5 protein-coding genes and 2 tRNA genes are annotated in these 22,231 nt (G+C 59.0%); 2 read left to right on the top strand and 5 right to left on the bottom strand.

Translation table 11 applies throughout. The annotated features are described in order from the left end of the window. Positions 1–55: 55 nt before the first annotated feature. On the top strand, positions 56–13,702 hold the full coding sequence (locus ACXAF3_RS13380; protein WP_475112814.1) for a filamentous hemagglutinin N-terminal domain-containing protein: 13,647 nt from the start codon (positions 56–58) through the stop codon (positions 13,700–13,702). Between the two features lie 142 nt (positions 13,703–13,844). Here ACXAF3_RS13380 and ACXAF3_RS13385 read toward each other — a convergent pair whose 3' ends face one another. Next, complete coding sequence (locus tag ACXAF3_RS13385; protein ID WP_475112815.1) at positions 13,845–15,998, bottom strand: Ig-like domain-containing protein; 2,154 nt, start codon at positions 15,996–15,998, stop codon at positions 13,845–13,847. Positions 15,999–16,734: 736 nt separating this feature from the next. On the opposite strand from ACXAF3_RS13385, the gene ppc reads away from it, so the two are divergent. Next, a complete protein-coding gene (ppc, locus tag ACXAF3_RS13390; RefSeq protein ID WP_475112816.1) occupies positions 16,735–19,398 on the top strand; it encodes a phosphoenolpyruvate carboxylase in 2,664 nt (887 codons plus the stop codon). A 51-nt stretch (positions 19,399–19,449) separates the two neighbouring features. On the opposite strand, the gene ACXAF3_RS13395 is transcribed toward ppc, so the two are convergent. The 4 genes from ACXAF3_RS13395 to ACXAF3_RS13410 all read right to left on the bottom strand — a co-directional run bounded on the left by ACXAF3_RS13395 (position 19,450) and on the right by ACXAF3_RS13410 (position 22,104). Then, positions 19,450–20,325 (bottom strand): hypothetical protein, encoded by an 876-nt coding sequence (locus tag ACXAF3_RS13395; protein WP_475112817.1) that lies wholly within the window; start codon positions 20,323–20,325, stop codon positions 19,450–19,452. Continuing rightward, positions 20,325–21,566 (bottom strand): hypothetical protein, encoded by a 1,242-nt coding sequence (locus ACXAF3_RS13400; RefSeq protein WP_475112818.1) that lies wholly within the window; start codon positions 21,564–21,566, stop codon positions 20,325–20,327. Before ACXAF3_RS13400 ends, ACXAF3_RS13395 begins: the two co-directional genes overlap by 1 nt. Positions 21,567–21,761: 195 nt before the next feature. Further along, a tRNA-Leu gene (locus tag ACXAF3_RS13405) sits at positions 21,762–21,848 on the bottom strand. Between the two features lie 169 nt (positions 21,849–22,017). Continuing rightward, a tRNA-Leu gene (locus tag ACXAF3_RS13410) sits at positions 22,018–22,104 on the bottom strand. Positions 22,105–22,231: the final 127 nt, after the last annotated feature.

Below are 22,231 nucleotides of genomic sequence, written 5' to 3' on the forward strand. Positions count from 1 at the left end.
TTCCAAAATTATCGACTGCTGAATTAGGGCAGGAAGCTCTTCGCAAGGTACCGGCATGAAAGTTAAAAAAATGACGCTCGAACTGAAGAAACTCACTTCGGCCATCAAGGTATCCCACTTGGCCTGGGCGGGATTGATCGCCGGCCAGATCGCCAGCCCCGCCGCACTGGCCGCGCCGAAAGGCGGCACCGTGGTCGGCGGCGACGGCTCCATCAGCACCAGCGACCTGACCACCATTATCGACCAGAAAACGGACCTGCTGGCGATAGACTGGGATTCCTTCAACCTGAGCGAAGAAGAGATCGTCAAGTTCCTGCAGCCCGACTCCTCATCGGTGGTGCTGAACCGGATTCTCGACCAGAGCCCCAGCGACATCCGCGGCAGCATAGAGGCCAACGGCCATGTGATTCTCGCCAACCCCCGCGGCGTGCTCTTTACCGAGACCGCAACGGTCAACGTGGGGGCCATCACCGCCGCCGGCCTGGATGTCAACCCGTCCGAATTTATGAGCGGCAACGTCGCCTTTAAGGGTGAAGACGGCAGCGCCGGCGTGGTGGTCAACCGCGGCGTGATCAACGCGGCCAGCGCGGTACTGGTGGGCAAGCAGGTTACGAACGCGGCCAGCGGCCTGATCAGCGCCGAGATGGTCAGCCTCGCCGCCGCCGACGAGGCGGTGTTGACCTTCGATGCCGACGGCATGATCGGGGTCAAGATCACCAAGGAGGTGATGGAAAACCAGATGGGTCTCGACAGCGCCGTGCTGAACCGCGGCCATATCGAAGGCGCAAAGGTGCTGATGGAAGCCAGTGTCTCCGGTGACCTCTTCACCTCTGCGGTCAACAACGAGGGCACGGTGCGCGCCCGCGGCATAGACACCAGCGACGGCAAGATACGCCTGTTCGGCTCCGGCTCCGGTGCCGTCAACAGTGGCTCGCTGAACGCATCGGGTGCAAAAGGCGGTGAGGTCATTATCGAGGGTGACAGCGCCACCCACAGCGGTCAGATCGCCGTGCGCGGCAGTGCGGGCGAGGGCGGCCTGGCTCAGGTGCTGGGTGACGAGGTCGCAGTCAGCGGCACCATCGATGCCCGCGGCACGGCCGGCGGCGGCGAGGTACTGATCGGCGGTGGCTATCAGGGCAAGAACGGTAGTGTGCGCAATGCAAAGACCACCGTCGTCAGTGCCGAAGCCGATATCAACGCCAGCGGTATCGGCAACGGCGACGGCGGCAAGGTCATCGTCTGGGCCGATGACAGCACTCACTTTGCCGGCAGCATTCGCGCCGAGTCCGGTGCGCTCGGCGGTGACGGCGGTTTCGTCGAGACTTCCGGCAAGGTCAATCTGCGTCTGGGTGAGGACACCATGTTTGTGTCCACATTGAGTCTCTCTGGAGGAGAGACCGGCCAGTGGTTGCTGGATCCAGGCTGGCTGGATATCTCCGATAGCTGCTCAACCAACTGTATCTCTGTTGCCAGCCTAGAGACCGCGCTGGATTCTAACAATGTCACCATCGCGGTGACGGATGCAAATACCGCCGATGGTGGCGGCCTGCCGATTACTGACGACGGTGATCCCGACACCGACTACGCGGATGGTATCCGCATCTCCAGCGATGTAAGCTGGAGTGCCGCGACGACGCTCACGCTGGATTCATTCAGCGATATTCGCATTGAGAATGGTGTAACTATATCCGCTGACAGCGGTGACCTATCGATGATCGCCGGCGGATCCTTTACCAGCGATGGCAGTGTTGACGTCAATAATTTTTCCCTCAGTGTCGGCGGCAGCGGCGCGGACACCACCAATACCCTGGGGACTGTGACAGTCGCGGGTAGTGGCAGTATTACCGGCGGCGCTGGACTGGATAGCTTTACGCTGACCTCTGCGGATGATGTGCTGGCGGTCGACGGCAATAAGTCCTTCACTCTCTCGGGTAATATTTCCTTTGACGCTGTCGATGAAGTGGACACTGGAGGTGGCAACGACACTGCCACTGCCATCGAAGTTGTAACCTTGACTGGTAACAGTGGAGAGGTGGGCACCAGCGGTATTCTCTTCAGCGGCATAGAAGCCGTCAACGGCGGCAGCCTGGAAGGATCTGATAGTGCGGATACTTTTACTGTCACCGGCTCCAATTCAGTTATTGCCAACGATATCGCCTTTAGCGGCGTCACCAGTGTCGATGCCCAACTGGGTAGCGACAGTGTCACCGGTGCCGATGGTGTCGACTGGACTCTAACCGGCACCAGTAATCAGGCGGAGAACAATGGTATTACCTTCGTCAACGTGGAGGCGCTGTCTGCCGACAATGGGGGGCTGATCGGCACCGCTGGCGATGATAACTTCGTGCTACAGGCCGGCGGCAGCGTCGATGCCTATGGCATGAACTTCAGTCATCTGGACTCTGTAGATGGTGCAGGCGGCACCAACACCCTCGATGCCAGTGCCTATGCAGCGGGTGTAGCCCTTACCGGCAGTGACAATCAGCTGAACGCCGCTTCGATCATCTTCAGTAATATCCACAACGCGGTGGCCTCGGCACTGGCCGGCAGTTCTGACGCGGATACTTTCACGGTCACTGCCACCAATAGCCTCGATGCCGCGGGTATCAGCTTCAGTGGGGTAGCCGATGTCAATGCCGGTCTTGGCGATGACACAGTCACTGCTATCGATGTAGTAACCCTGACTGGCAACAACGGTGAGGCGAGCACCAGCGGCATCCTCTTCACCGGTATCGAGGCCGCCATCGGTGGCAGCCTAGTGGCGTCTGACAACGCGGATACCTTCGTCGTCACCGGCTCAAATGCGGTCACTGCCAACGATATTGCCTTCAGCGGCATCAGCGACGTCGATGCCAAGCAGGGCAATGACAGTGTCACCGGTGCAGACGGTGCCGACTGGACATTGAGCGGTGTCGACAACGAAGCGCAAAACAGTGGTATCACCTTCTCCAATGTAGAGACGCTGTCCGCAGTCAATGCCGGCCTGGTTGGCACTGCCAGCGACGACAGCTTTGTCCTGAACGCCGACGGCAGTGTCGATACCTACAATATGACGTTCAGCGATCTGGGCTTCGTAGACGGCCTCGCCGGCGTTAACGCATTGGATGCCAGCGCATTCGCGGCGGGCCTAGCCCTGTCCGGAAGTGACAACCGGCTGAGCGCCGGCTCGATCATCTTCAGCAATATCCACAGCGCGGTGGCCGCGGTGCTGGCCGGCAGCACCGGCGCGGATACTTTCAATGTCACCGGCAGCAACAGCCTCGATGCGGCCGGCATAAGCTTCAGTGGCGTGAACAGTGTGGATGCAGACCTGGGCAGTGACACTGTGTCAGCTATCGACGTTGTAACCCTGACCGGCAACAACGGTGAGGCGAGCACCAGCGGCATCCTCTTCACCGGTATCGAGGCCGCCATCGGCGGCAGCCTGGCGGCGTCTGACAACGCGGATACCTTCGTCGTCACCGGCTCGAATGCGGTCACTGCCAACGATATTGCCTTCAGCAATATCAGTAACGTCGACGCCAAACTGGGCAATGACAGTGTCACCGGTGCAGACAGCGCCGACTGGACATTGAGCGGTGTCGACAACGAAGCGCAAAACAGTGGTATCACCTTCTCCAATGTAGAGGTGCTGTCCGCAGTCAATGCCGGCCTGATCGGCACTGCCAGCGACGACAGCTTTGTCCTGAATGCCGATGGCAGCGTGGGTATCTACGGCATGGCCTTTGACGGCCTGAACGCTGTGGACGGTGCGAGCGGTAGCAACTCATTGGATGCCAGCGCCTACGCAGCCGGTGTAGCCCTTAACGGTACTGACAATCAGCTGAACGCTGCTGCGATCGTGTTCAGCAATATCCAGAGCGCGGTAGCCGCGGCACTGGCCGGCAGTTCCAGCGCGGATACCTTCACGGTCACTGCCACCAATAGCCTTGATGCCGCGGGCATCAGATTCAGTGGGGTAAGCGATGTCAATGCCGGTCTTGGCGATGACACAGTCACTGCTATCGATATAGTAACCCTGACTGGCAACAACGGTGAGGCGAGCACCAGCGGCATCCTCTTCACCGGTGTCGAGGCCGCCAGCGGCGGCAGCCTGGTGGCGTCTGACAACGCGGATACCTTCACGGTCACTGCCACCAATAGCCTCGATGCCGCGGGTATCAGCTTCAGTGGGGTAACCGATGTCAATGCCGGTCTTGGCGATGACACAGTCACTGCTATCGATGTAGTAACTCTGACTGGCAACAACGGTGAGGCGAGCACCAGCGGCATCCTCTTCACCGGTATCGAGGCCGCCATCGGCGGCAGCCTGGCGGCGTCTGACAACGCGGATACCTTCGTCGTCACCGGCTCAAATGCGGTCACTGCCAACGATATTGCCTTCAGCGGTATCAGCGACGTCGATGCCAAACTGGGCAATGACAGTGTCACCGGTGCAGACAGCGCCGACTGGACATTGAGCGGTGTCGACAACGAAGCGCAAAACAGTGGTATCACCTTCTCCAATGTAGAGACGCTGTCCGCAGTCAATGCCGGCCTGGTTGGCACTGCCAGCGACGACAGCTTTGTCCTGAATGCCGATGGCAGCGTGGGTACCCACGGCATGGCCTTTGACGGCCTGAACGCTGTGGACGGTGCGAGCGGTAGCAACTCATTGGATGCCAGCGCCTACGCAGCCGGTGTAGCCCTTAACGGTACTGACAACCAGCTGAACGCCGCTGCGATCGTGTTCAGCAATATCCAGAGCGCGGTAGCCGCGGCACTGGCCGGCAGTTCTGACGCGGATACTTTCACGGTCACTGCCACCAATAGCCTCGATGCCGCGGGCATCAGATTCAGTGGGGTAAGCGATGTCAATGCCGGTCTTGGCGATGACGCAGTCACTGCTATCGATGTAGTAACCCTGACTGGCAACAACGGTGAGGCGAGCACCAGCGGCATCCTCTTCACCGGTATCGAGGCCGCCATCGGCGGCAGCCTGGCGGCGTCTGACAACGCGGATACCTTCGTCGTCACCGGCTCGAATGCGGTCACTGCCAACGATATTGCCTTCAGCAATATCAGTAACGTCGACGCCAAACTGGGCAATGACAGTGTCACCGGTGCAGACAGCGCCGACTGGACATTGAGCGGTGTCGACAACGAAGCGCAAAACAGTGGTATCACCTTCTCCAATGTAGAGGTGCTGTCCGCGGTCAATGCCGGCCTGGTTGGCACTGCCAGCGACGACAGCTTTGTCCTGAATGCCGATGGCAGCGTGGGTATCTACGGCATGGCCTTTGACGGCCTGAACGCTGTGGACGGTGCGAGCGGTAGCAACTCATTGGATGCCAGCGCCTACGCAGCCGGTGTAGCCCTTAACGGTACTGACAACCAGCTGAACGCCGCTGCGATCGTGTTCAGCAATATCCAGAGCGCGGTAGCCGCGGCACTGGCCGGCAGTTCCAGCGCGGATACCTTCACGGTTACTGCCAGCAATAGCCTCGAAGCCGCCGGAATTAGTTTCAGTGGCTTGAGCAGTGTTGATGCGGCTGGTGGAAGCGATACTCTCGCCGCAATTGACACTGTTAGCCTGACCGGCGCGGCCAAAGAGGCCGTGAGTAGCGACATAACATTTGCGGGTATCGACGCAGTGACCGGCGGCAGCTTGCAAGCCTCCAATAACAGTGACACTTTTGTAGTCACCGGAACCAATACAATTACGGCGAATGAAATCGCCTTCGGAGGTATCAGCAGTGTCGATGCGCTGGGTGGCAACGACAGCGTTACCGGAGCCGACGGTGCCGACTGGACCCTGACGGGGCTAGATTTCGAAGCCGAAAACAGCGGTATCATCTTCTCTGGAGTGGAAACACTGTCCGCCGTCAATGCCGGGCTGGTTGGCACTGCTGGCGATGACAGTTTTATTCTGAATGCCGATGGTAGTGTGGGCGCTTACAGCATGGCCTTCAGTGGCCTGAGTGCTGTGGACGGTTCAGGTGGTGCCAACGGGCTTGATGCCAGCGCTTACGCGGAAGGTGTTGCCCTTACCGGTACCGACAACCAGCTGAGCGCCGCTTCGATCACCTTCCACAATATCCAAAGCGCAGTAGCTTCTGCACTGACCGGCAGCTCCGGCGCGGACAGCTTCACTATTACCGGCGCGAACAGCCTGAGTTCGGCGGGTATCAGCTTTAGTGGAGTGAGCAGTGTTAATGCCGATCTCGGTAGCGACACTGTCACTGCTAGCGACGTAATGGCTCTGACCGGAAACAGCGGCGAGGCCAGCACCAGTGGCATTCTCTTCACTGGCATAGAAGCCGTCAGCGGCGGCAGCCTGGAGGCATCGGACAATGCAGATACTTTTGTTGTCACTGGCGCGAATGCGTTAACTGCCAATAATATTGCCTTCAGTGGTATCAACAGCGTCGATGCCAAGCTGGGCAATGACAGCGTCACAGGTGCGGATGGCGTCGACTGGACACTGACCGGTGCAAGTAATCAGGCAGTGAGCAGCGGCATTACCTTCTCCAATGTGGAGGCGCTGACCGCAGTGAATGCTGGCTTGATAGGCACCGCTGGCGATGACAGCTTCGTGCTGCAGGCGAGTGGAGATGTCGATACCTACGGCATGACCTTCAGCGGTCTGACTTTTGTGGACGGTCTGACAGGTGTTAACACCCTCGATGCGATTGCTTATTTGAGTGGGCTGGTGCTGACGGGAGATCTCAATCGTGTCTCTGCAGGTTCTCTTTCATTTAATAATATTGAAGAGGCTTCAACGTTAAATTTATACGGAACAGATGACCCTGATACATTTACAGTGACTGGGGACAACAGCCTTACAGTTGACGAGATTAGTTTTAGCGGGCTGGAATACGTTGATGCTGGATTGGATCGGTTCGGTAAAGACGTAGTATACACATTAGAAGATTTAGGAAACGGAGGTGGTAACAAATCTACTAGTGGAATCCAATTTGTAGATGTTGAGCAATATAATGTAGGCACTGGAGTTGTAACACTACTTGAGGGTGAGACAGAGGTAACCGTAAATGCGGATGGGACAATAAGTACGAATTTTACTTCGTATGGTGATAATACCATCGTTGTATACGGATCATCGGATTCAGAAACAGCAATAGGTCTTGATGGTGAAGACTGGATACTTGTTGACCTGAATCAAGCAAAAAACCATGGGATCACCTTCTATGATCTAGATATTTTGATAACAAGTAATGCTGGAATTATTGGGACCTCGGGTGATGATAGTTTTACATTAAGCAATGATGGAGATGTCTCATTCGGGAGTATGACTATTCAGGGCGCAAGTTCTGTTAATGGCCTTGATGGAATTGACTCTCTGGATGCAAGTGCTCTGTCAGGAGCTCTCCTTCTTACTGGAAGTGACTATCAGGTAGACGCTAGTGGCTTAGTCTTTAGTAATATCGAAAGCGTTATTGCGAATGAGCTAAGCGGGATCAACTCCCCGGAAGTATTTACCATAACGTCCTCCAATAGCCTTGATGTGGCAGGAATCAGCTTCTCCGGCCTGTCCATCCTCAATGGCGCCGGTGGTGGCGATACGGTTAATGTTATTTCCGATATGTACCTGGCTGAATCTGGAGCTGGATTTACCAGCAGCGGCATTGAATTCTCCGGAATCCAGTCCGCTACTGCGTCAGCCCCGGTTTCGCTTTTCGGCTCGCTATCTAATGAGAGCTTCAGCCTGGTATCAGATAATGTACTGGATGCCATCGGTATCCGCTTCTCCAATATATCCAGTGTCGATGGGGGCGACGGCAGCGATTCGATTGCGGCATTGGGACCAGTGACCCTGACTGGCGCCAGTGAGGAGGCCATTAGCAGCGGTATCAGTTTCAGCGAAATTGAATCCGTTACGGGCGGCAGTCTGGTAGCTTCAGACCTGGCCGATTCTTTTGTTGTCACCGGCAGCGACTCGATAACCGCCAATGATATTGCCTTTAGCGGTATCACAGGCACTATCGATGCCAAGTTGGGTAACGACAGTGTTACTGGCTTCGACGGCGCCGACTGGACGCTGACCGGTACCGACTATCAGGCGGTCAACAACGGCATCACCTTCTCCAATGTTGAAACTCTGGCCGCGGTGAATGGTGGGCTGGTCGGCACTGCCGGCGACGACAGCTTTGTGCTGCAGGCCGGTGGTGGTGTCGGTATCCACGGCATGACCTTCAGCGGCCTGGACTCCGTGGACGGCCTGGCCGGCAGCAACTCCGTCGATGCCAGCGCCTACGGGGCTGGCGTGGCTCTCACCGGCACGGACAACCAGTTGAGTGCCGGCTCCATCACCTTCAGCAATATCCAGAGTACTGTGGCTGCGGCTCTGGCCGGCAGCAGTGGTGCAGACCTGTTCACCATCACCGCCGCCAACAGCCTCGATGCGGCCGGAATCAGTTTCAGCGGTCTCAGCAGCGTCAACGCCGATACGGGCAGCGACACAGTCGTTGCGCTGGGTGTGGTTACCCTGACAGGCGGCGTCAAGGAGGCGCAGACCAGCGGCATCGACTTCGCCGGAATTGAGGCCGTGACCGGCGGCAGCCTGGAGGCATCCGACAATGCTGACACCTTTGTCATAACCGGAGCCAACGCGGTAACTGCCAACGAAATTGCCTTCAGCGGTATCAGCAGTGTCGACGCAAAGTTGGGCAACGACAGTGTTACTGGTGCCGACGGCGCCGACTGGACACTGACCGCTATCAATAATGAGGCGACTAATAACGGCATCACCTTCTCCAATGTGGAGTCCTTGACTGCAATCAACGGGGGCCTGATAGGTACCGCCGGCGACGACAGTTTTGTGTTGCAGGCCGGGGGGCAAGTCGGTATTCACGGCATGACCTTCAGTGGCCTCGACTCCGTGGACGGTCTGGCCGGCAGCAACTCCCTCGATGCCAGCGCCTACGGGGCTGGCGTGGCTCTTACCGGCACGGACAACCAGTTGAGCGCTGGATCCATCACCTTCAGCAATATCCAGAGCGCGGTGGCCGCGGCACTGGCCGGCAGCAGTGGTGCAGATCTGTTCACCATCACCGCCGCCAACAGCCTCAATGCCGCGGGTATCAGCTTCAGCGGCCTCAGCAGCGTCAACGCCGGTACGGGCAGCGATACCGTTGCAGCGCTGAGTGTGGTTCAGCTGACTGGCGGCGATGGCGAGGCGGGCACCAGTGGCATCGACTTTACCGGAATTGAGGCAGTCACAGGAGGTAGCCTGGCGGCTTCCGACAATGCCGACACTTTTGTTATTGCCGGTACCAATGCAGTAACAGCCAACGAAATCGCCTTCAGTGGCATCAGCAATGTGGACGCTAGGGGAGGCATCGACAGTGTTACCGGCGCCGACGGCGCCGACTGGACACTGACTGGTGTCGACTATGAGGCGACCAACAACGGTATCACCTTCTCCAATGTGGAAGCGCTGAGCGCGATCAACGGGGGACTGATCGGTACCGCCGGAAATGACAGCTTTGTACTGCAGGCTGGCGGCGGTGTCGATATCTACGGCATGACCTTCAGTGATCTGGATTCCGTGGATGGCCTGGCCGGCAGCAACTCCCTCGATGCCAGCGCCTATGGGCCGGGTGTGGCTCTCACCGGCTCGAACAACCAGTTGAGCGCCGGCTCCATCACCTTCAGCAATATCCAGAGCGCGGTGGCTGCGGCGCTGGCCGGCAGCAGCGGCGCAGATCTGTTCACCATCACCGCGGCCAACAGTCTCGATGCCGCCGGTATCAGCTTCAGCGGCCTGGACAGCGTCAGCGGCGCTACGGGCAACGACACGGTTGCGGCACTGGGTGTCGTTACCCTGACCGGCAATGCTAAGGAAGCGTGGACCGGTGGAATCGACTTCACCGGTATCGATGCCGTAACCGGTGGCAGCCTGGAAGGCTCGGATGCTGCCGATATCTTTGCGGTCACCGGTGCCAATGCGCTGATCGCCAACGAGATTGCCTTTAGCGCTATCAGTAGTGTGGACGCCAGGGGAGGCAACGATACTGTCGCCGGCTTCGCCGGTGCTGATTGGACAGCGCTCGGTAACACCACAGCCAGGAACAGCGGCATCACCTTCAGCAATGTGGAGCTGCTGAGTGCCAGCAGTGCCGGCCTGATCGGTACCAGTGGCAACGACAACTTCACGCTGCAGGCCGACGGATCTGTCGGCCTGCTCGGCATGACCTTCCTGGACCTGAATGCCGTAGATGCACTGGACGGGAACGACTCACTGGATGCCAGCGCCTTTGACGCCGGATTGGCGCTGACCGGTACCGCCAAGCAGTTGGCCGCCGGCGGGCTGCTATTCAATAATTTCGAGGATGTCGTTACGGCTGCCCTGGCCGGCACCAGCGGCGCTGATACCTTCAGCATTACCGGTACCGGCGCATTGAGCGCCGCGGGAATGGACTTCAGCGGCGTCAGCAGCATTGCCGCCGGCGTTGGCAGTGACATTGTCAGCAGCTCTGTTTCCGAAGGTTGGAATCTGACTGAAAACAGCGATGAGGTCGTACACGCGGGCATCACCTTCAGCGCCGCGGAATCCTTTAGCGGCGGCAGCGGCGTCCTGTCCGGGCACGCCAGCGGTGACAATTACACCGTGGTTGCGGCCGGCACTGTGTCTGTCGACAACATGACATTCAGTGACCTGAGCGATGTCAGCGGCGGCTCCGGCACCGATTCGTTGCAGGCGATCGCCGCCGCAACCCTGAGTGGTGCCGACGGCGCCTTCTCGACCAGCGGTATCAGCTTCAGCGGCTTCGATCTCCTCGCCGCCGCGGACTTGTTCGCTACCGGCGGCGATGACAGCTTCCAGATGCTCGCCGACAGCACCCTGGGTATTTATGGCCTGACGATTTCCGGCGTGGATTCCCTGGATGCGGGTGGTGGCAACGACAGCGTCCTGGGGCGCAGCGGCCTGGGCTACCAGTTGAATAGCGATTCCTCCGTCACCCACGACGGTATAGCCTTTACCGGCCTGGAAGATTTCGTCGGCCAGAATGCGACACTGGTGGCAACCAGTGGAGCCGAAGGCTTCACCATGACAGCCGCCGATACGGTGACAATCGACTCCACAGATCTGCGCTTCAGTGGTCTGGTTGCCGTGGATGCCGGAGGCGGAGCCGACGTGCTCGCCGCCCTCGGCTCCGTCGCCCTGAACGGCACCCAGGCGGTAACCGCCGGCTCTATTGCCTTTACCAATATCGATCGGGTGACCGGCACCGGTGCCCTGACCGGCACCGGCGGCGCCGACCAGTTCTCCGTGGTCGCCAGCAACCAGCTGGACAGCTACGGCATACGCTTTGAGGGCGTTAACTCTGTGGCCGCAGCGGGAGGCAGCGACAACCTGGTCGGCCTGGATGCTGAATCCTGGCAGCTGAGCGGAAGCGACAATGCACTGAACCACGCCGGTATCGACTTCACCGGCCTGGAGAGCACCAGTGGTGGCAACGGCGTATTGACCGGTTCCACTTCCGCGGATCAATTTACCATTACCGCCAGTAACCAGGTGACCGCCAACAGCATCACCTTCACTGCCATTACTCAGGTGGATGCCGGCACGGGCGCGGACTCGGTTGACTCCGCCGATGGGGAGACCTGGGTACTGGGAGTTGCAGACGGCAGCGCCGTGGCGGCGGGTATCGATTTCTCGGATATCGAAACCGTCGGTGGGAACAATGTGCTGGTCGACGCGGCCACCAACAACGCCAGTGACAGTTTCGTACTGAGCGATGCCGGGCAGGCACTCAGTGTGCGCGGTATCGACTTCTCCTCGGCTGGCCGCGTCATTGCCGGTGCTGATGCGGGGGACTCGGTAACCAGCAATGCCGGCGAATGGCAGTTGTCCGGCGCCGATGGCGAGCTGTCGGTCAACGGCGTCGAGCTGTCGGGTATCGATCGGGTTATCACCGCCAATGCACTCCTGCGCGGTACGGCCAACAGCGAGACCTTTGCCCTGGCGGGCGAGGGTGCGCTGGATGTGGCTGGTATCGCGTTCGAGGGTATTGCCCGGGTGGCGGCCGGCGGCGGCAGCGACCTGTTGCAGGGTACCGCGGCCGCTGACCAGTTCGAGCTGGCCGATAGCGGCGATATCAGCGTCGCCGCTATCAGCTTCAGTGGTATCGAAACCGTGGCTGCGGGTGAGGGCGCCGATACCGTGAATTCCAGCGGCGCCAGCTGGACCTCGGTGCGCAGCGGCAATGCGCTGGTCGACGGCAGTGCCCGGGCCTCGGTTAACAGCATGACGGTGCTGTTCAAGGATCTGGAGCTGGTGAACAATGCCGGTTCCTACGCGGGCCAGGATATCGACACCGAGTATGCCTTTAGCAACGTGGATACCCTGGCAGTAGCCGGAGTTACCTTTGCCGGCCTGGACAGCTTCGCTGGCGGTAGCGGTTTCGATGTGCTGCGCGGTGCCGATATCGATGCGCAGTGGACCCTGGATACCGCGCAGGGAAGCATCCGCAGTGGCGGTCAATCGCTGGTGTTCAACGGCGTGGAGTCGATTGTGGCCGGTAGCGGCGCAGACCAGTTCACCCTCTCTGGTGGCGAGTTGACCGCCATCGATACCGGGGCCGGCAACGACAGGGTGCTGCTCACCGGCACCAACCTGGAAACCCTGTCCCTCGGTGAGGGCAATGACCTGCTGCAGATCGATGCCGACAGCAGCCGGGGTGTATTGCTCAGCGGCGGCGGTGGCGACGATGAATTCCAGTTCAATGTGGCCGGCAAGACCTGGCAGATAACCGGCGGTAACAGCCAGGTGGGCAACTTCCGGTTCTCCGGCTTCGAGTGGCTGGACAACAATACCGGCAGCCTGTCCCTGGAGACAGATCGGAACTTTGTCTTTGTAAACGGCGGTGACAACTCTGCTGCCTTCAATCGCAACGGCGCCGGTATCCTGTTCGCGGACAGCGGTATGCGCCTGGGCTACGACGGCAGTGGCGATATCAGCATCAACAGTACGGGTACGGGAACCATCGGTGGGGACCTGCAGGCCGATCGCGCGGAGCTGGTCGTCGCCGGCGACGTGGATATAGTGACCGATGTGAATGTGCTCGATATCCACACTTCCGGTGACGACATTGATATTTCAATCCTGGCCGAAAAAGATCTGGTGATTGATGAAATCAATGCCGGCCGCGGCAATATAATCATCGATAGCGCCGGCTTCGGCAGCCTGACTGCAGAGACCTATGGCGATACCCACCTGACGGGCGGCGCGGTGAGGCTGGGCTCCGAGTTGCAACAGTGGACCGCAATCGGCAGCGCAATCAATCCACTGCGCATGGATGTGTCCCAGTCGGTGGATATCGTCTCCATCAGCTATTTCGAGCCGGACTTTATCGGTCAGATACCCGCCTTTACCGCCACCGGTGACGAGCTGCAGTCCGTTGCCGGCGCCCAGGCGGCTCAGGGCCTAAAATCTGCGGTGCAGAATGCGGTGGAGGACTTTGCCCAGGTGGACCCGGGTATCTTCAGTGCGGTCAACCCCTACAGCACCGGGGTGGATGCGGTCAATGCGCCGGAGATGCGCCTGGCCGGCGAGCAGCTGGTTCCGATGGCAAGCTCGGCGACGTCTGACGGCGAGGAAAGGTTTCCGGGCAGGCCCGATGGACCGGAAGAAAGTGAGGATTCCGATGAGGACGAGCGCAAGCGCGCAGCACTGGCCCCTGCCGGCGTGGGAGGCTGATCACTGCAGAATTACAATTTCACGATCTGGAGATCTTTCTGGCTTAGTCCAGTCATAGCAAAATAAAAAGGCCGACTCACTCGAGTCGGCCTTTTTGCAAGAGTTGACTGAATTAGACCATCGTAAGATGGCTTAAAGAAGCTTAATAAACATACACGGCACCGACGCCGTAGCTGCTATCGTCTTCCTGATTTCCTCCGATCCCTGTCGAGATACTCGATTCCCACGGTGCGCCAACAGCCATCGTGCTACCATCCGAGGAGAGTGCTATAGCGCTGCCGAACTGATCGTACTCTCCAGTATTCGACGCTTTGATGAAATTTACTTGGCGCCAAGTGCCTCTTTCTTTTCGAAAGGTATAAACAGCGCCAGAATCTTCCGCGACCCCATCATGGGGCGGATTTATACCGGTGCCAGCAGTGCTGTCGAGCGCCTCTTCGGATCCAATGGCCAAGTTTTTACCGTCCGATGAAAGAGCCAGTATCTCACCAAAATAAAGATGCTCCTCTGGGTGAGAAGGCTTGATAAAAGCAATTTTAACCCACCCTTGTTCAGATTTTTCGAACATATATACAGCGCCAGAATTCTCAAGAGCATTGTCGTGAATGGCATCGACTCCCGACCCTGCGGAATCATCCCCGGGAGCACCTACGGCTAGTGATCGTCCGTCGCTAGAGATTTCAATAGCCATGCCGAAATAATCATCACTGTCAATCTCTGCTTCAGTGATAACTACTTCATCCGAATAATTGTCATCGGCGCTATAAAGGCGTACCTCATTGTTGGCAGGGCTACCCACAGCTACAGTACTTCCGTCTTCAGAAATTGCTACACTAAGTTGATAATTAGATTCCTCGGTGTAAATTGTTTTTCTGCTGGAAATGTGGTGGGATTCGTCCAGTTTCAATACGTCAACTCTACGCATTCCGCTGCTAGAATAATCACCTGATGAGACCACAATAGTCTGCGCATCCCCTGATAATTTAAGCGCAGTTCCATAACGATTTTCGTCCTCTAGCGGGTTGGCGTCATTCCAGAGGAGTTTCCATTTTTCGTTTTCCGTTGCGCTGGTATCGTATGAAAAGAAGTAAATGGCACCGTTGTCTTTACTTGTATAAATACTTCCGTCGAGCATTAACCCAGAGCTTGGCATTCCGACCGCAAGGAATTTTCCGTCTGAGCTTAGGGAAAGAACTTCGCCAAAATTATCATTGCTAATTCTTGCCGTTCCAGTTTGTAGTGGCTCCCCAGAGGTGTTGAGATACGATGTCCATCCAGTTGATGACTTATGGAACATATAGACACCGCCGGAGTGAATTGAACGATAGTAAGGTGCACCAACAGCCATAACGGAGCCATCTGCGGAAAGTGAAACAGAGCTTCCAAAATTCAGAAATTCATCAGGAACAGCATCATCACCTTCAGGTAAGGTTTCCTTGAAGTAGCCGATCATGGACCTCGTATCCACCTTATCCAAGGCGATTTCATTTGAGCGCTCAATAATGCGCTCATCCTGATCCAGCGCAATTAGCTGCAGGCGAGCTTTTTCCCAGAGCGTCAGGTGCAGGGGGACCTCGAACTCTGCCTCTGTTTGGTCACCTGCAATGACATCAAAGCCCGAGTCCGTGAACCCGGAGCTGCCGTCCGGATTGACTTCGACCCGATAGTGGTCGACAGGCACATCGATCGTCCAGCTGAGTTTCAGCATCTTCGGATTGGCGCCGTCACCGCCTGCCGCTGCGCTCGCTGAAAGCTCGGCGATGGGAGTCACCGTAACCGTTACCGTCGCTTCGGAAACGTCTCCATCTGTATCGGAGATTTCATAGGTAAAGCTATCTTCACCATTGAAATCTACACTGGGAATATAGGTGATAGTGTCATCACTTGCGTCGCCCGGTGTGCCGGCGTCGTCGACCGTCGCCTGGCCGTATTGGGGGGGCGTCTTCACAGCCAACGTTCTGATTCCATCTTCGCCTGGATCGTCGTTTTGCAGCACATCAATAACAATGTTGGTGTCTTCGTCACCGGTGGCGGCATCGTCAACTGCCTGCGGTTGTGTATCGACGTCGCCTCCAGAGCCACCGCTGCTTGAACTGCTGCTGCCAGAACTGCTGGAGCTGCCGCCGGAACTACTGCTGCCGGAACTGCTGGAACTGCCGCTCGAACTACCGCCGCCATTGTCACTTCCGCCACCCCCGCCGCCGCAGGCGGCCAACACGGCGCTCAAAAGTAGTATCGGAAGTTTGCGGGTCAAGCCCGCAAGTCCCTGGCTGATACTTTTACTGGTGTTCATCATTGCTATTCCTTTTTAACTGTCTGTAAAGGGTCCGTTCGATAGTGTTGTTATGTCGCCTTTTTGATGGCTCGGTTCGATTTTTGATTTAGGAAGCTATTCGATTTTTATTTGTTAATAGGGGCTTTGTGAAACTGGGGGAAAGTGGCGGCGAGGCCTGCTACCGTAAGCGCGGCTGCAGCCGACGGTGCCGGATTGTGCGCATCCAGAGGGGGGTCGTTTGACCGTTCTCTTGGTCCGAATAGGGGTAAGTACACCTGAGAGCTCCATGGCATTTTCCCTGTCACGCCTGTGACTATTTTCAATTGCGATTTTAACTAAATAGAAAATGCCATATCCACTCGGGCGGGGCTAATGAGTGATCTAAATCGCATTTTTTGCCGAGAAATTTACTGTTTGCTCACGTCGGCGTTATCGTTCAGATGGGCACGGGGTAATACGCAAAAAATGCAGCTGTAATCGGGGGTAATGCGGTGTTGCTGGCGAAGACGATGGCGCTTGTTCGACGCATGTATTACCCGCACGCTCGCTGTGATTATGGCAAGCTCAAGTGGCTATTTCTGCCTCACCAATTTAGCCGCCAGCGCAACAGTGGAAAGCGGTGCCTGTCCCATATGGACACCCGGCTCCCCTGATCCCAATACAGCTTTCGCCGACTACTGATTTCAAATGTAACAGTCGCGACTGGGCCCACTAGCGATTAGGATCGGCAGTCTGTTTTGCTTGGGAGATAACATGCATGAACCAGGACCAAAACGCCCCCTTAAGAGAAGATGTCCGCCTGCTCGGCGAGGAGCTCGGCGCGGTACTGCGGCAGCAGGCCGGCGAGCAACTATTCGATACCGTTGAAACCATTCGCCAGGTGGCGGTGGAGAGTCGCGGCCAGGGCGAGATGCCGGTGCAGCGCCTGCGCCAGCTGCTGGACCCGCTGGACGATGAGACGCTGCTGGAAGTGGCGCGGGCATTCAGCCAGTTCCTGAATCTGGCCAATATCGCCGAGCAGCGCCACCGAGAGCGGCTGCGCCGGCAGCACCAGCGCTACCCCGGCGATCCGGATACCGACCGCGGCCTGCGCCAGGTGCTGGCGGAGTTGAAAAAATCCGGCGTCGGGCCGGAGAAAATCCGCTCGGTACTGGAGACGCTGTCTGTGGAGCTGGTGCTCACCGCCCACCCGACGGAGGTGACCCGCCGCACCCTGATCCGCAAGTACGACCGCATCGCCGACCTGCTTACCGATCTGGACAGGCCCGACCTCACCGAGGAGGAGCAGGAGACGCTGCGCCGCCACCTGCGCGAGCAGATACTCTCCGCCTGGAGCACCGACGAGATCCGCCGCGAGCGGCCCACGCCGGTGGACGAGGCCAAGTGGGGCTTCGCTACGATAGAGCAGTCCCTGTGGCAGGCGGTGCCCCGGGGTATGCGCGAGATAGAGGCGGAGCTGGCCGAGGCCGGCCTGGAGCCGCTGCCGGCGGACTGGGTGCCTATCCGCTTCGCCTCCTGGATGGGCGGCGACCGCGACGGCAACCCCAATGTCACCGCGGCGGTCACCCGCCAGGTACTGCAGCTGGCCCGCTGGATGGCCGCCGACCTCTACCTGCGCGATGTGGAAAACCTGCTCGCGGACCTGTCCATGCACCGCGCCAGTGACGAACTGCTCGAGCATACGGGCCCCAGCCACGAGCCCTACCGGCTGGTGCTGCGCCGGGTGCGCGACCGCCTGCGCCATACCCGCGCGCAGATGGAGGCCAGAGTGGCCGGGCGCCCGGAACCGGACGGGGAGGGCTACAGCAGCGGCCGGCAGCTGTTCGACGAACTGAGCCTGATCGACCGCTCCCTGCGCGCGGTGGGCCTCGCGGCCATTGCCGACGGTCAGCTCAAGGACACCCTGCGCCGCCTCAACTGTTTCGGCATCACACTGCTGCGCCTGGATATCCGCCAGGAGTCCAGCCGCCACAGCGATGCGCTGGATGCGATCACCCGCTACCTGGAGCTGGGCAGCTACGCGGAGTGGGACGAGGACCGCAAGCAGCGCTTCCTGCTCACCGAGCTGGAGAGCCGCCGCCCGCTGGTGGACGAGGCCTTCTACCGCAGCGAGCTGTGCAACGACGAGGTGCGCGAGGTGCTGGACACCTGCCGGGTGATCGCCGAGCAGGGTCCCGAGGGGCTCGGCGCCTATGTGATCTCGATGGCGAAGGCGTCTTCCGATGTGCTGGCGGTGATGCTGTTGCAGAAGATCGCCGGCGTGCGCGAGCCGATGCGCGTGGTACCGCTGTTCGAAACCCTCGACGACCTGAACAACGCCGCCGACACCATGGGTGCGCTGCTGGATATTCCGCTGTACCGGCAGCGGGTGCGCGCGGGCCAGGAGGTGATGATCGGCTATTCCGACTCCGCCAAGGACGCGGGTTTCCTCGGCGCCGCCTGGGCCCAGTTCCGCGCCCAGGAAAGCCTGACCGCGATCTTCAGCGAGCACCGGGTGCCGCTGACGCTCTTCCACGGCCGCGGTGGCTCCATTTCCCGCGGCGGCTCGCCCACCCGCATGGCGCTGCTGTCGCAGCCGCCGGGCTCTGTGGCCGGGCGCATCCGCGTCACCGAGCAGGGGGAGATGATCCGCTTCAAGTACGGCCGCCCGTCGGTGGCGGCCTACAACCTGGAGCAGTATGTGGCCGCGACCCTGGAGGCCACTCTGATGCCGCCGGCGGAGCCGCGCCCGGAGTGGCGCGCGCAGATGGACCGGCTCACCAGTGTCTCGGTGGACGGCTACCGCCAGGTGGTGCGCGACGATCCGGCGCTGGTGGCCTACCTGCGCACCGTGACGCCGGAGACAGAACTCAGCCGCCTGGCCCTGGGCAGCCGCCCGGCGCGGCGCAAGCCCGGCGGCGGCGTGGAGACTCTGCGCGCGATTCCCTGGGTGTTCGCCTGGACCCAGATCCGCCTGATGCTGCCGGCCTGGCTGGGCACCGGCGCCGCACTGGAAAGCGCGCTGCAGAGCCGCGAGGAAACCGAAACGCTGCGGGCGATGAACGAACAGTGGCCCTTCTTCCAGGGCGCGGTGGATATGCTGGAGATGGTGCTCGCCAAGGCCGACACCCGGGTCGCTTCCTGGTACGAGGAGCGGCTGACCGACGATGCGGAACTGACCCGCCTTGGCGCCATGTTGCGCAAACAGCTGGCGCGCACGGTGGATGCGCTGCAGCGCCTGACCGGCCGGGAGAGCCTGCTCGACAACAACCCGGTGATGCGCTGGTCCATCCGCGTGCGCGACCCCTACACAGATCCGCTGCACCTGCTGCAGGCGGAGCTGATGGCGCGCCTGCGCGAGCGGGACTCGGACCCGCTGCTGGAGAGTGCGCTGATGGTCACCATCGCCGGTATCGCAGCCGGGATGCGCAATACGGGCTGATGTCCCGGCGATTCGGGCTGTAAGCGCGCAGGGAGGGGCGCGGCCTCGCCGCTAAGTCTCGGCGTAGAGGCGCTCGTCGTAGTCGATGATGGTTATGCCGTCTTTGTCGACATGCGCGGGCCATTTCAGCGGCGCGCAGCTGGGGGAGACGGATAGGTCAGGACAGGTCTTCTTGACTTCATCGACAGCCTCCTGGGTTTCCGGTGACAGGGTGAGCTGGATGCTGTCGATGATGTTATCGATCAGTTCTTGCATTGGCTCAGGGCTGATTTTTTTATCCAGCTCGGCTTGATACCCGGAGCAGTGCTGTCGGTAAGGAAATGTGAAGCAGATTATCTTGTCGCGCGATACAGGGAAGAATACGTATCTCCTTCTGTAGGTGGCAACCTTGGTAGACTCCATAAGAAAACTTACCGCCGGTACTGGCAGTTGGTTAAGGGGTTTCCAGTCGATAGGGGCCTGATAGTGGGGAATGCCTTTGTCATATAGATCATGCCCCCAGCAGGCAGTTGTATAGCCCAATACGGCTGTTTCGAACGCCTTGGGGTGCAGAAAATTCAGTTGATCATTGGATTGTGACAGGGAAATTCCTTCGATATGGCATATCGCAGTGCTCATATGGCCGGTAAACCAGGGGCCGTAAAAGGCCCAGCTGCGATGGAATATGGCATTTGACTCCCAGCTTTGGCTGGGCATCGAGTCGTGCTGCTCGCTGTACCCGTCGAGGTCATAGACCGACGAGACAATCTTTATTTCCTCGATGCTTTCTGTCGATACCGGTGCATGCCTGGGCGCCCGGAACTGCAGAATATTGCCGAGCAGGTTCGCCTTCACTGTTTTGGCGCTCGCGAAGGAGGGGCCGCGGGGGATGCACAGCCCCTCGTGTTTGCGAAACTTTAGCGATGAGTATTTGATAAAGTTGCGCATCAGAATTTGCTCTTGAGTTTGTCGTGGTGGTTCGGCAGCCAGGCTCTGACCATCGAATTGCCCATCTTGCCTATTCCGATGGCGGAGCCGGCAATGGCGGCGGCTTTGCCCAGGGCTGTCAGGAAGGCCACAGCCGCAGCAGGCGCCGGTGCGCTAACCGCCAAGCCCGCCGCTGCGGCTAGTGTGCCGACAAAGGCGCCGCCGCCCTGCAGGCTCGTGCCGTGTTCTATTGCGTCCGCCGTTGCCTTCGCAAGGCTGTAGCCTCCACGCTTACCCCCTTCGTGCTTGAGGCGGTTGTAGATAAGTTCCAGCTGATCCCGGTTGCCGATAAGGTCCAGTTTGTCTGTCTTGGTGAACTTGCGGTCCAGTTTTAATCCGACCGCATGGGCGGCCTTGATGGCTTCGTTGGGGGAGCTGGTGGGCCGCACGAGAAAGGCAGTATGTTTTTTCAGTTTCACACCCTGGTCCGCAAGAATCCGGAGCGCCTGGGTCAGTACTGCGGAGCCACCAAACTCGGACACCCAGCCAACGCCGTTGAGATCTCTGGCCGCGTACATGGTTTTGGCCAGCAGCAGTGCCGACTCATGCAGATCCTGGTTCTGCAGCGGGCGGATGGCGTTCCTATAGTTCATCAGACCGCCGATCCGCTTCTCCCCCGGTGTATAGTGCAGGTCGAAGCCATCGCTATTGACACGGAAGCCGCCGCCGGAGAAGGGGGCCTCTGCGACTCTCGGTGCTGAACTGTTGGCGGCCATGTCGGGGTCGCTGTGGCCGCTGTCGCAGATGGCCACCAGGCGGTTCTTTTCTTCCTTAATGGTACCTTTTGGGCTGCGCTTTGTTTGCCAAGCCCCTCCGCGCTCTTTAGCCAAATACAGTCCGGGTCTCTGATATCTCTCAACCAGCTCCGAATAGTTGAGATCCGCCTCGAAGTGCAGGATCTTGTAACCATCGCTGGCCAGCTTCTCCGCCGTGACCCGGCATCCCGGCAATATCACCACAAATTCTTCATTGCCGCCCCGGTGGGCGGCCCCGGGCTTGATAAAGATATTGTTCTGGTGCAGGCGGCCTGCGGCAAGTTGGTTGATGCCGTTGACGGTCAGTTGCGCCCAATAGTTGCCGCGGCGGGCGAGCTTGACCAGTTCGTGGTAGACGGGTTCTGCCTGGGGGGTGATGGTGACGGGTTTGCCGGAATTCTGGCCGGCGATGCGCAGTTCCCGCTTTACGGGGGCATTGGAAAACATAGGCTTCACTTCCTGTGAGTCATTCTGTGCCTGAGGCTTGAGGGCGGGAATCCTAACGGATTCCCGATAGGGCATCTACTCACGCAGCGCTGTGGCGTGATCTGTGCACATTTCCGGCGGGAGGAGGCTGCGCTTCCGTTGCGTATACAAACGAAAAAGGCCGACTCTCGCGAGTCGGCCTTTTTTTGTTAAAGATGGTGCCCAGGAGAAGACTTGAACTTCCACGGCCGTAAGGCCACTAGCACCTGAAGCTAGCGCGTCTACCAATTCCGCCACCTGGGCAATCGGCGGTGCTCGCCGCCGAGGAGGCGCACTATAGCCATTTTCCGGGATGTGTCAATTGTCCGTCGTGACCGCCCGACCGGGCATTGTCCTGGCTGCGGATAGCTGCAGCGGGAGGCGGGTCCATAACGAAAAAAGGCCGACTCTCGCGAGTCGGCCTTTTGCGAAATGGTGCCCAGGAGAAGACTTGAACTTCCACGACCGTAAGGCCACTAGCACCTGAAGCTAGCGCGTCTACCAATTCCGCCACCTGGGCAAATCAACGGTGTGCTCCGTTGAGGTCGCGCACTATAGAGATTTCGCCGAGGGGTGTCAACGGCCCGGTTGCGTTTTTTTCGACTTTTTCCGTGCCGGTCGGGAATCGCCGCGAAATCGCTTATACT

The sequence above is a fragment of the Microbulbifer sp. ABF4_143 genome, assembly GCF_056160225.1.

Bases quoted from the DNA above. Each gene is read 5' to 3' on its own strand.
- ACXAF3_RS13380 (WP_475112814.1), top strand. From the start codon at position 56: ATGAAAGTTAAAAAAATGACGCTCGAACTGAAGAAACTCACTTCGGCC.
- ACXAF3_RS13385 (WP_475112815.1), bottom strand. From the start codon at position 15,998: ATGATGAACACCAGTAAAAGTATCAGCCAGGGACTTGCGGGCTTGACC.
- ppc (WP_475112816.1), top strand. From the start codon at position 16,735: ATGAACCAGGACCAAAACGCCCCCTTAAGAGAAGATGTCCGCCTGCTC.
- ACXAF3_RS13395 (WP_475112817.1), bottom strand. From the start codon at position 20,325: ATGCGCAACTTTATCAAATACTCATCGCTAAAGTTTCGCAAACACGAG.
- ACXAF3_RS13400 (WP_475112818.1), bottom strand. From the start codon at position 21,566: ATGTTTTCCAATGCCCCCGTAAAGCGGGAACTGCGCATCGCCGGCCAG.